This is a genomic window from Flammeovirga yaeyamensis, from assembly GCF_018736045.1.
Lineage (GTDB): Bacteria > Bacteroidota > Bacteroidia > Cytophagales > Flammeovirgaceae > Flammeovirga > Flammeovirga yaeyamensis.
This window is the reverse complement of record NZ_CP076132.1, coordinates 4205733-4218180: the sequence shown is the minus strand read 5'-3', so window position 1 is coordinate 4218180 and position 12448 is coordinate 4205733. Positions and strand designations below refer to the sequence as shown.

The window sequence follows — 12448 nt, the reverse complement described above, 5'->3', positions numbered from 1 at the left end:
CTACGGTTTGATGATCTTTCTCTTATTTATCATCAAATGATGAATATCTTTTTAATAGGGTACAAAAAATATGTAATTTTAAGCAGAGATTTAATTATCTATTCGATAGAACACACAGAATATCTCAAACTTATCACTTAGACCGAATTGTAGCGTATGGCCATTATCAGTAAGAAAAAAGTACCTTATCCTGTCACTGAACCATTAGAATATTTTTTAGATCAGTACGATCGATTATCGCCTATATCCATAGATTATAATGACCTTTTGCGCTTTAATACTGCAGTTCCATTATATGATTCACAAGGGGAGGATACTTTATGGGTAACTGTGTATTATCCGCAAGACGATATGGAGCATATTTACTCTACGCTGAAAGAGTTGTATGCGTCTTTAAGAGCCGATGGTAACCTTACTGTAATGGAACACCTTTTTGTGGAGAGGGTGGATATGTGTACATATGGTAATACAAAGCCTTTTAGAATTCGAATTGTAAACCGTGTAAACGATAACTTTGACTATTTCTATATTAAAGTGGCCGATGCTTCACGTATTTATGGTTTAGAGTTAGAGGATATATTATCGCCCAATAAGGTGAGTTACTTAGTGACTGAACAAACGCTTATTGAAGAGCATATTCCGGGTATTCCAGGTGATATGTTTATTAATAATTATCTAGAAGATGGGCATCAGAATAAAACACGTTTGGCGAAAGAGTTTATTAAGTTTAATGAGAGATGTTTTGTGCAATTATTGGGAGATATGCACTCTTCCAACTGGGTAGTATTAATGGTGCCAGATTTTGATGAAATCAACTATAGAATTCGCCCAATAGATTTTGATCAGCAAAGTTATGAAGGGAGAAGGAATATCTACATGCCTCAGTTCTATAGACAAAATAACCCGGTGATTCAATTGGGTATGGGTAAGATTTCATGGGAATCGGTAAGACAATATCAAGCAGAAGAAAGATTTATGATTGCTACCCGTGTTATGGGTTTCCGTCATAGAGCAAAAGATATATTAAAAACAATGAGGAAAGATATCATAGCACCTCATAAAAATGTAGAAACACTTAGAGATGAGCTGACTTTACATTATAAAAACAATCGTTTTTCTAAGTGTGAAAACATGGGTGAAATAGTCACAGAATCAATAGAACATGTCTTAAAACAGCAAGAAAAGTATAAAGATATGTTCAATTTTGAATCGCCTTATTAAAAGCTCAAATTAAGTGATAAAAAAAGAGGTATTGTTTATAGCAATACCTCTTTTTTTATTTCGAATGTTCTATTCGATAACCTACTCCAATAATTCCTTCCAAAGAATCCTGTCGCATATAATGTTGGATTTCTAAGGAGTAATTTCCTTCTTTTGGGAATGAAATGTCTTTCTTTAATAGTAAAGGGTGATTGTAAATCGCACCAGTGCTACTATTACCTAAAGAGGTTTCCATTTCTCCAAAAGGTTTACCTGATTTTACTTCGAATAACTGAAAATCACTTAATGTATTATTGATAATGGTATCATTATTTTCCTCTCCATTGTATATCAAAGAGTATTTGATATAGATGTTTTGGTAAGGATAATCATTCGTGTTTCTTATGTATGTGATAAGGTTGTAATCTTCATTGGGGTTTTCGATATCAAAATCAAAACTTGCCAATGAATCTACAGGCCAAATACCTTCTGTAAAATCAATGTATTTTTCATCTACTCTTGTACTATCACAGCTGTAGAATGATAGAGCGACCAATAGACAGCTTAACTTGATAAAAAATGGATAGATTTTATTCATCATTATTGTTTGGTCTTTTACGTCTTTTGTTCCCTTTGAAATTAGGTTTAAAAGGACGTTTTGGTCCATCTTTCTTTTTCTGAGCAGGGTTAGAATTTCCTTGAGGGGCATTCTTCTTAGGAGCACCTTTTTGTGGAGAATTGCCCTTTTTAGGAGCATTCTTCTGTTGTGGTGTTCCTTGTCCTCCTTTTTGATTCTGCTTTCTGTTAGAAGGTTGATTCTTTTTGCGATTTTGGTTTTGGCCAGTATTTCCTTGTTGGTTCTGTCCACCTTTCGCTCTATTATCAGCTTTTTTCTTCTTCTTCTTTTGAGGAAGTGGCTGCTTATCAAGAATACTACTTAGCTTTTGTTCTTGGAATGCAGGTGCTTTTTCTTCGATATCTTCCTCTAATGTTTCGGGGAATTTACCTTTAGCATTCATTCTAGAAATTTCTTCTACTCTTTCTGTAGAAATGACATGCCAAGTAGTTTCACCTTGGAAACTAAACCACATACGCTTTCTGAAAATATCTACCTTTTGAAGGTGAGCTTCTCCTTTCTGAGTACGTAAATTTTTATCGATCATTGGAATATCTACCAAAGCATCAATATACGTTTCCAACTCATAGTTTAAACAACATTTTAGTCGCCCGCACTGTCCAGAAAGTTTCGAAGGATTTAAAGAAAGGTTTTGATAACGTGCAGCAGAAGTAGAAACACTTTTAAATTCCGTTAACCATGTAGAACAACATAATTCTCTACCACAAGATCCAATACCACCTAAGCGGCTTGCCTCTTGTCTTAAAGAGATTTGTCTCATTTCTACACGGATCTTAAACTCACTTGCCAATACTTTAATCAGCTGACGGAAATCGACTCTATCGTCTGCTGAGTAATAGAAAGTAGCTTTAGAATTGTCTGCTTGGAAATCAACATCAGAAAGTTTCATATCAAGCTTAAGATCTTGAATGATTTCTCTGGTCTTGTAAAGTGTAGGAATTTCTCTATTCTTCACCATAGCTAACTTCTCTAAATCTTTAGGAGTAGCATGACGTAGAATAGAAAGAATACTTTCGTCGTCTTCAACGTTCTTTTTCAACATTTGAAGACGTACTAAGTCGCCTTGAAGGCTAACATGACCTATATGATGTCCATTTCCTGTATCAACTACAAGAGGATCACCGATATAAGTTTCCAGGTGGTTGGTATTTCTAAAATACCCTTTGCGTCCACCTTTAAATTTTATTTCAATTATATTGAAGCGTTGTGAGGATGGCAGATCCATATCTCCAAGCCAATCGAAAGCATTTAATTTACTGCAACCGCCTGATTGGCAATCGCCGTTACTTCCGCAACCTGTAGGTACACCACATGCCATCGTCGAACACGATTGACATCCCATAATATATATATTTAAGCTATCTGATAGATAGGGTCGGCAAACTGGCCGTTGATCCAAAGCTATTTTAATTAAGCGAGGGATCAGAGATAAAAATGTTTATCTAAAAATTAGATTATTTAATTTAAATAATCGTTCTTAAAACCTTAGTAATAATTCTATTATTAAGGATTAGGTGCAATTTAGCATTAAAAAATTTAAGTTGATTAGTCTGCTCTTAAACTTTTTAAATCTAATGATATTATTCTCTAGGTGATAAAGATTATTTGGGTACTTCTAAAGAAAATGGAACAAACTCATCTACGGTATGTCCGAATTTATGTAACTCTCTGATTATAGAAGAACTTAGGTGAGAGAATTCTGGAGAAGTGTATATGAAAACAGTATCTAATCCGTTAATGTGTCTATTGGCTTGAGCAATACTGTTTTCATATTCAAAATCTGTTGTATTTCTTAGTCCTCTAAGAAGTACAGTAGCGCCTAATTCTTTAGCTACTTTTGCCGTTAAATCTTGATACAAGATCACTTTTATTTGAGGGTTATCCTTAAAGTGTTCTTCGATAAGGATTTTCATGGCCTCAGCAGGAAAAAATCTCTTTTTCTTAGTATTGTGACCTATTCCAATAATGATTTCGTCAAAAAGTTCTGCACCACGAAGAGCAATGTCTTCATGACCTCTTGTAAACGGATCAAAAGTGCCAGGGAAAAAAGCTATTCTTTTCATTTATTTAATTTCATATTTCCAATTATATCAATAGCCGTTTGTTCTTGTGGTTCTTGATCAAATTGGTAAGCGAAACGAACATCTGTTGGTCGTGTGCCAGCAGATACTTTGTTTATAAACTTTTTAAGTGTTTTAATACTTTCTCCGTGGAAATCGACTTCACCCCAAATAACCACTTCTGCTTCTTGTTGGTCAATATTTAATTCTTCTAAAACAAAAAGAACAAAATACAAAAGGTCTTGAGGAGTTTTATATTTAAAAGTGTTCGCAAAACGGACTTTTTCATCATCCGATTTTGTGATCAAAATCGTGTCCACGTCGATGTAACAGTGCAATACATTACCAAATAATGCATTTGCTTCGACAATAAAACTTTCAGTAGTGTGGTTGTAACTAACTTGAGAGTTACTATACATATCCGAAAGCCACTCTTCTAATTCTTTAGGGATAGCAAAACAAAGTTCAGTTTCTCCAGATTTAGGATGAACATGAATATTGTCTTTTTTCTGATGGAATTTAGAAATGAGTGATAAGATATTCTGTTTACTTTCTTCGTCATGAATTCCTTCAGGAACAAATGCAAAAGAAGGTAGAGCAGAAATAATGTGAACGTTCTTCCAAAATGCCGCATTTAGGAAAGAATGTTTTTGCACAATATTATGCAAATTCACAATTAGAGCAGTAGTGTTTTGTGCTGTGTCGTAGTGGTAAGATTCCAGTACGAGACATTCGTTGTTTTCGGCATCAAATACCCCTATAGTCAAACAGCTTTGATGTATTCTCAAATGCAAGCTGTAATTAGCAAGTTGAGCAACATCAAAGCTGTCTGAATGTACGGAGTATCTGACTGATTCAAATAGCAGATCTTCCAATGTTATTCCCAGTTACCTGCAGTAGTAGCTTCAGTTAAAGAACCAAACTTAAGTAATCTCTTTGTAGGAGAAGGGTTAGATTCTTTACGGTGAGGGTCACGAGGGTATTTGTCAACAACTTCGACAACCGCTACAGTAGCGTTACCTTTTTTGACCGTACTTGCAGAAAGTGTAAATTCTTTTCCTTTCTTACCTGGAATTCTTTTTAGCCTTGTAGCATCAAAGTCTTCACCAGGGAAGATTTTTTCTCTTACTTGTACTGCGTCGATTGTATCATATTCGATACGAACTGAGTCAGTACGAGTATAGTAAAGAGGGTCATTTTTCTTACGAGGTTGAATGATCTCTCTTTTCTGAACGTTGTAAATTGAATCATTGTCGATAAACATTGCTAGCGTATCCCATGATCCAGTATACTCTTTATAACGTTGGAAGTAAGCTGTTTCAGCTTCACGTATCAATTTCAAACGAAGGATTACATTTTTTTCTGAAATGCGGATCTCCTCTGATTCTTGAATGGTGTCAAAAACACTATGATATAATGAATAACTTAGTAAAAATACTACAGGTATCATTAAAATTGTAAGTATTGTTGTTTTTGTCATTTCTCTAAGAGTTTCTTTAATCTTGCTGCGAACTAAATACTTTATAAAACAAAATATGTGATATAGAAACTAAAAACATTTCAGTAATAAACATCCCAAATTTTGAACAAGGCAAATTTAATTAGAAAACTGATAAAAAATAATTTCGATTCCCTAAAACTTGTTACTGAATGTTGATAATCACCTATTTTTTCTACATATCGATCTAAAAATTATCTAATTCGTACGTTTTTACAATATCCTTCTTCTTAAGTTTAACAACTTTTATATTTATTTCATGTCTTTTGAGAGGAATTGCATCTGAATTTATTTCCAAATCGGCGATTTTTTCAGCGACTTCCATCCCTTTTATCACTCGACCAAAGACGGTATAGTCACTATCTAAATGATATGCTCCATCTCTAGATACAATAATAAAAAACTGTGATCCACTTGATGATTTACTTGGGTTAATCTCATCACTTTGGCGAGCCATGCCAATTGTACCATAATCGAACTTTAGTTCATCCGTAAATTCACTATTTAAAGTATAGCCAGGAGATCCAATACCAATTCTTGTAGAGTCTCCATCGGTGCGTGTATTAGGGTCGCCTCCTTGAATCATAAATCCTTTTAGCACCCTGTGAAATATCGTCCCATCATAAAAGCCTTCTTTGGCCAGTTTGATAAAGTTCTCTTTATGTTCTGGTGTTTTATCTGAAAGTAAAAAAACAATCTCTCCAAAATCGGTAGAAACAATCGCTATTTCATCTTTACCTTTTAATTTTTTCTTTTTTTGAGCCTGTGCATTAAAAAATACACTGATAGATAACAATATGGTTATATATAATGAGGTATATCGCATACTTTTGTGACTTAATGAATCAAATTTATGACGAAAATAATGAACAAGAACGGAATAGGAAAAGATATACTGTGGTTACTTCCATCAGTTTTGTGGTTTTTAGTGACAATTAAGTTGTTATTAACAGTACAGCCTGTAGATCCTGACAGTTTTTTCTCTAAAATACCACATTTCGATAAAGTAGCACATTTTGGAATTTTTGGAATATTTACTGCTTGTTTGATGTTTTCTTTTTGTGGTGGTCGATTTTTTAATAATCAAAAAGGAAAAATAGTGAGAACAGTACTCATTATTGTTTGTTCTTGGGGAGCATTGACAGAAATATTACAAGGTTTGATGCTTGATGCAAGGGAAGGTGATGTACTAGACTTTTTTGCTGATGCACTCGGTGGATTTCTGGGTGTCTATTGTTATGGTATTTTACATCAGATAGTCCCTATTGTACCTATTTATAATATAAAAAATAAAGAGTTGGAAACTGATCAGATTTAATGATTTTTTTTAAAACCCATAAAAAAAGAGTTCGATATATAAATATCGAACTCTTTTTTATTTCTGATGTAAATTATAGCTGACAGTGGTCGCCATCACAGAATTTCTCTGCCTCTACATCTTGACCTTGACCCATCTCATCGAAGTTCAAAGGCTTGATATGTTTTGCTAACTCATCATACTTGTCCTTAGAAATCTCTTCGTAAGGCATTTGAGGATAGACTGTATTACCTAATTCTAATTTTGGTAAGAAACTGATCGACTTCAAGTGATACTGGAAGTAGTTCAAGATAGGCTCAATTTGGTTGGCCTCGTCTTTCTTGAATGTTACAGTAACTGATACTTGGTTGTCAGCCCAATAACGTTGAAGGAAAGCAGCCAAGTGAACTTGTTCCCAAATTCCCACTTGATTGACTGTTCTAACACCTGGGATTTCAACTGGAATGGATACTACCATAGTATCTGATTCAGATACTGAAGGCTCTACGTGATAATTCGCCGCGATACACTTCTCAATTAGAGGAGATTTTTTCGATAAACGAATACGTCTAATGTAGTGGTTGCTTTCTGGGTAGTGCATACCTGGAGTAACACCTGGTAGTAATGATACTGTTCCAGAAGGTTTTACCGAAGTTGTTTTTACAGAAGGAGTAACACACAACCACTCAGCATAGATAGTATCCCAGTTTTGGATAGTGTTGTATCCTTCGTCACACCACTCTCTGAATGTATCTATACCGTGTTTCTCAACAAACTGAGCTATACCTGACATAGAAGTACCAATACGTCTGTTTCTTAATAATACACGGTTGGTTTCAGGCCAGTGTGTATTTGTAAGCGTTACTGTTTTAGCGTATAAGTAAGCAAACTTCAATGTTCTTAAGTAATCTTCTTTAGAAGTTGCTCTTGTAGGGAAAGTCTCTACTAAACAGCACAACTCATAAGATTCTAGTGTTTGCTCAGCACATGGGTTAGTACCCATTGAGCGATTATCTTTATTGTCTGGAGCGTCACCCATACGTCCAAACTTTCTCATGTTATCTAACCAAATGTAGCCAGGCTCACCATTCACAGCAGTTTGTCCTGCTACTTTACTGTAATCCATACCTACAGTAGAGAATACTGAGTTATTAGAAGACCATCCGTACTCAGAACGGTGTGCTGAAGATCCTTCCATCTGTTGAGACTCAGGATTCCAACGGTAGTCTTTTAATTTTAAGTATTCGTCATCGTTAGGATCACCGAATACAATCTCTGCAGAACGTCTTACGTTACCTGCAACTACACAACAACCGATCATGTTCATGATGTCAACAATATCAGTTACTGTAATTGTAGCTGCTTCCGGTCTACCCGTAAACATTGTTCTGATCTGATCATGAAGTTTCATTAAAGGTCCAGGTCCAGATGACATACCACCGAATCCTTTAATAGGAAGACCTGCTTCACGAATCTTAGAATAATCGAATTCTACATTTACTCTTCCAGCGTGGAAGAATGAATCCAATAACATTCCTGTACTGTTTACCCAACCTTCTCTTGAGTCAGGTATAACATAGGTAACTTTATCTTCATTGTTTGGTTGGTAAATAGTTACCGTACCAGCACCCTTTGTATCAAAACCAACACCTACTCCCAGCATCGACATATCCATAAGAAATTCGAATGGTTTAGTAGGATCTTCAGCCATTGTCTCTGTACTTACAAAAGAACAGTTGTTCAATGCAGCAAAAAGGTTACGCTTTGTAGTTAGTTCAGAACCCATTGCCCAAAGACCACGACCTGGAGGTAAGAATTTCATGTTAAACATGCGGGCGAACATCTCTTGAGCAGAAAGTTGTGCTTTATTGTCATCCCATCCTAATTGGTACTTTAAGATGTGATTTTTTTGAATAGTGTAAGTTCCTTCAACAACTCTTTTTACAGTTTCCCACCATACTTCGTTCGTACCATCTTCTTTAAGACGAGAGTACGTACGCATGTACACTAACTCTCCAAGACCATTGAAGCCAAATGGAGGTTTTACGTTCTTGTATTTATCAAGAAAACTGTTTTCGAGGGTGAATTTATATGTCATCATTTTTTAGAAAAGTTTGAACCGTTTACCGTGGGATAAACAGATGTATGGTATGTCTTCTTTTTTCGTTTCTAATTACAGTTTGAATACCTTTTAAGTTAGTAGAAAAAAACAACTTATAAAAATGTATTCATTTGAAAATGAATGTAATGAGGTGTGAAGTGAGTGAAATTTTAATTGATTGCTTTGTTAATGTTTGTTCTAACGACAAAAGGATAGGTTATTAAAATTTTATAGGCACTTTACACACGCCACTCTTACAAAGTAAGGTCTGAATTTCTTTAAAAACAATATTGCTTTTTAGATAATTTTTTCATCCTAATTATATGATTTAGAATTAAACTGATAATGTTCGTTTTTTATTATGATTTGAGGGTTTCATTGATTAAATTTTTTATTGATTAAAATGTTAATTGACATCAAAGCACTCTAAGATTAATTGATTTGAGAATTTTTACTAAAAAAATATTCATACTTTATCTAAATCTGATATTCTTATGCTACTGTTCCCATCGGACTTTTGCTCAATGGAATGTTTCCACTTACAACGAATTGAAGGGGCTTCAAAATCCATTGGTAAAATCTATTGCAAAAGATAGTCTGGGATTTGTGTGGGCAGCTACAGATGAGGGTATCATTCGATTTGATGGTAAAAACTTCCTTCAAATTAAAAAGGGGTTGCCCAGTCCTTACGTAAAAAATATTTTTACTACATCAAGTGGTGTGACTTTAGCAACAACAGATTTAGGGTTGATAAAGGTAAAAACTTCTGCAGCACATCCCGAAATAGAATTGCTTATTGAAGGGGATGCCTATGCTTCTGATTCTTTGTTATGGTTCCCAAAGCAAATATTCGAATCTAAGAATAATGACATTTGGGTTGCCGATAATCACTCCATTAATTTACTGGATTCTTCATTTAAAATTAAGCAACGCTACCAATTCTCCGAAAAAGATATCCCAACAAATTTTCAAAGATCATTTACCATTCTAGAGGATAGAAGACTTGGTATTTATGCTTTTTCTGAAGCAGGTTACTTTTATCGATACAATAAAATACATGATCAGTTTGAAGAAATTTCTTTATTAAGTCAATTAGATAGAGTGAATCATGCCTTCTTTAAAGATGGTTTGATCTATGTTTCTACAGATTCGGGCTTTTTTTCCATTTGGTTGAATAAATCGGGTGATGAAGTTTTGTCGCAGACTATTCTAATTAATAATTTTTCTCCTTCATGGGTAGTACCATTTACCGAAGACCTTTGGTTAGTGACTACTTGGAACAATGGGTTCTTTGTTATCGATACTTCTGAAAAAGAATTTAAGATCACGAAAATGAAAGAGGTGTCCTCTAGAGTAATCAACTCTATCTATTTGGAAGGACTTTCTGAAATATGGTTGAGTACAGATAATGGAATTACTTTATTAAAGGAGCAATACTTTACTAAACCTTTTAAAGATATAAGCAGCGGATACGTTCAGGATATTATTGAAGAAGGAGACGAGGTGGTTTATACCGATGGACACGCCGTATATTTTACAAATGTGATTCATGAGGGAGTGGAGAAAAGTTGGCAAATACCAAGTAATTATGGAATAGTTCTTCGTCTATTAAAAAGAGGAAAAGAGTATTGGATGTCAACTAATATAGGCTATATCCTAGTATATTCTGTTGATGGCGAATTGCTTAAGAAATTAGATTTGTCGGAAGGAGGAGGTGCAATATATAACCTTGTAGAAAGGAAAGGAGAGATTTGGTACGTCCAAGATCATGGAGGTGTTTACCGATTGAAGGATAATAGTATTCCTATAAGTTACGGCAGAGAAAAAGGGTTATTAAGTAAAGTAAACGTTTTAAAAGTAGAAAAAGGGACATTATACGCAGGAGGAAGTGATAATCATTCTTATATATTTAGCTACAGAAAAAGGTTAGATCGTTTCGTTAATCTATCTGTCCCATTAGGTTTTGAGAAGGTAAATAAACTAAGTGTCAATGATTTTATTATCGACCGAAAACAAATAGTCATGGCTACTAATTTGGGCTTGGCTATTCTTGATGAAGATGAGCTGAACTTAAAACAAGTCGATAATCTTGATTTAGGTGAAGTGAAAACAATAAAGCATGATAAAAGACACGAAAAAGTGTATTGGATTTCCAATAGCAGAGGTGTGATTAGAATTGAGGATTGGAAAAACTACTTAATCTTTGATGAACTATCGGGATTACCGAGTAAAACACTAGGATTCCGTTCTATGTTAATTAGTGATGATGGAGAAGTTTGGGCTGGAACAACTGCTGGTATTGGAATCTCAAGCGGAGATATGAACCTTAAGAAAACACCTAAACCAATTTTTACAAAAATTAGTAATGCCACATTCGATTTTATAAATATAGATAACCCCGAAATATCTTCTTCATCTTATATAGATTTTGAGTTTAGTAGTCTCTGCTACCCTGGTGCAATGGTAGAATTTAAGTACAGATATAATGATGGTCCATGGAAATCTTTGGGATGGAATAATAGTTTAATTGCTTCGGGTTTAGAGACGGGTGAATATGTATTACAAATAAAAGCCAAGCAAATAGGAGAGTTTGATTGGAGCGATTCCACTAATTTTTCTTTCGTAGTTGAAGAGAAATGGTACAAAACTGTATATGGATTAGCAGGTATAATACTATTCCTGTTAGGGTTGGGTTATGTAGCTTTTAAACTTTATGATGAAAAGGTGCAATACGATAAAGAAATTTTGGAGAAACTTATTTTAGAAAGAACCAATCAAGTGGCAAGTCAGAATAAAGTATTATCCAATAGAGAGGAGATTCTTAAAAAGCAAATTGATAAATTTAAATCTGTAAACGATAAGCTGAAGTATCAACAAAAAGAAATGACACAAAGACTGTATTATGCACGTTCGCTACAGTCTATCGTACTACCTCCAAACGAAAAGATAAATAGTTATTTTATTGATTCTTTTGTGATGTTTAAAGCAAAAGAAAAAGTATCTGGAGATTTTTATTGGATGAAGACCTTTAAAGAAAGGGATGAAGAAATATGTTATTTCGTTCTTTCCGATTGTATTGGTCATGGCACAGCAGGGGGGATACAATCTTTATTTGGGATGCAGCTATTAGAACAAATTGTAGTAGATAAAAATATTACAGTACCTAATATTTTAGAACAAATGGATGAACTGTTGAGGGAAAAGTCAACAAAAGATCCAACTTTAGTAGGTATGGATATGATGGTGCTTCGTTTTAAAAAGTATGATGATGGATGTGAATTATCTTTTGCAAGTGCAAAAAGACCATTGTTTTATGTTTCTGAAAATAAATTTCATGAAGTAAAAGGCACAAGAAGAGCTATAGGTAATGAGCCAGAGCATGTTCGACAAAAGGGCTTTACCGAACACAAAATAAATTTACATAAAGGAAATACAATTTATCTTACTTCAAACGGTTTTTATGACCAATTTAATGGAGAGAAAAAACGTATTGGGATTGCGAAATTTAGAAAAATTTTACACGAAATATCTCAAGACCAATCTTTTGAAACTCAAAAAGTTTGGTTAGAAAATTATTTTACGATGTGGAAGGCATCTGCAGAGCAGATTGATGATGTTACAATAGTAGGCCTAAATGTTTAAAAAATAGACTGTT

The 12448-nt window shown here is 34.3% G+C and carries 10 protein-coding genes; 3 read left to right on the top strand and 7 right to left on the bottom strand.

Features of this window, described 5'->3' with window-relative positions:
* Nucleotides 1–156 precede the first annotated feature (156 nt).
* A complete protein-coding gene (locus KMW28_RS16640) occupies nt 157–1221 on the top strand; it encodes a hypothetical protein (RefSeq protein WP_066212684.1) in 1065 nt (354 codons plus the stop codon).
* Nucleotides 1222–1276: 55 nt separating this feature from the next.
* On the opposite strand, the gene KMW28_RS16635 is transcribed toward KMW28_RS16640, so the two are convergent.
* From KMW28_RS16635 to KMW28_RS16610, 6 genes are all read right to left on the bottom strand, one after another.
* Entirely contained in the window at nt 1277–1801 is a 525-nt protein-coding gene (locus KMW28_RS16635) for a gliding motility lipoprotein GldH (protein WP_169662786.1), read from the bottom strand.
* Nucleotides 1791–3179 (bottom strand): regulatory iron-sulfur-containing complex subunit RicT, encoded by a 1389-nt coding sequence (gene ricT, locus KMW28_RS16630; RefSeq protein WP_169662785.1) that lies wholly within the window; start codon nt 3177–3179, stop codon nt 1791–1793. The genes KMW28_RS16635 and ricT overlap by 11 nt, the downstream gene beginning before the upstream one ends.
* 259 nt (nt 3180–3438) lie before the next feature.
* A complete protein-coding gene (gene coaD, locus KMW28_RS16625; protein WP_169662784.1) occupies nt 3439–3900 on the bottom strand; it encodes a pantetheine-phosphate adenylyltransferase in 462 nt (153 codons plus the stop codon).
* Nucleotides 3897–4772, bottom strand: a complete 876-nt coding sequence (locus KMW28_RS16620; RefSeq protein WP_158297792.1) for a DUF3822 family protein — start codon at nt 4770–4772, stop codon at nt 3897–3899. The genes coaD and KMW28_RS16620 overlap by 4 nt, the downstream gene beginning before the upstream one ends.
* Before the next feature lie 2 nt (nt 4773–4774).
* Nucleotides 4775–5377 (bottom strand): hypothetical protein, encoded by a 603-nt coding sequence (locus KMW28_RS16615; RefSeq protein ID WP_066212695.1) that lies wholly within the window; start codon nt 5375–5377, stop codon nt 4775–4777.
* 205 nt (nt 5378–5582) lie between these two features.
* Nucleotides 5583–6221 carry a peptidylprolyl isomerase gene (locus tag KMW28_RS16610; RefSeq protein ID WP_169662783.1) on the bottom strand — a complete coding sequence of 213 codons (639 nt, stop codon included), beginning with the start codon at nt 6219–6221 and terminating at the stop codon, nt 5583–5585.
* Between the two features lie 39 nt (nt 6222–6260).
* Between KMW28_RS16610 and KMW28_RS16605 the strand changes: the two genes are divergently transcribed.
* Nucleotides 6261–6713 carry a VanZ family protein gene (locus tag KMW28_RS16605; RefSeq protein WP_169662782.1) on the top strand — a complete coding sequence of 151 codons (453 nt, stop codon included), beginning with the start codon at nt 6261–6263 and terminating at the stop codon, nt 6711–6713.
* A 73-nt stretch (nt 6714–6786) separates the two neighbouring features.
* Here KMW28_RS16605 and KMW28_RS16600 read toward each other — a convergent pair whose 3' ends face one another.
* On the bottom strand, nt 6787–8793 hold the full coding sequence (locus tag KMW28_RS16600) for a glycyl radical enzyme family protein (protein WP_169662781.1): 2007 nt from the start codon (nt 8791–8793) through the stop codon (nt 6787–6789).
* 549 nt (nt 8794–9342) lie between these two features.
* Here KMW28_RS16600 and KMW28_RS16595 point away from each other — a divergent pair.
* Entirely contained in the window at nt 9343–12435 is a 3093-nt protein-coding gene (locus KMW28_RS16595) for a SpoIIE family protein phosphatase (RefSeq protein WP_169662780.1), read from the top strand.
* Nucleotides 12436–12448 lie beyond the last annotated feature (13 nt).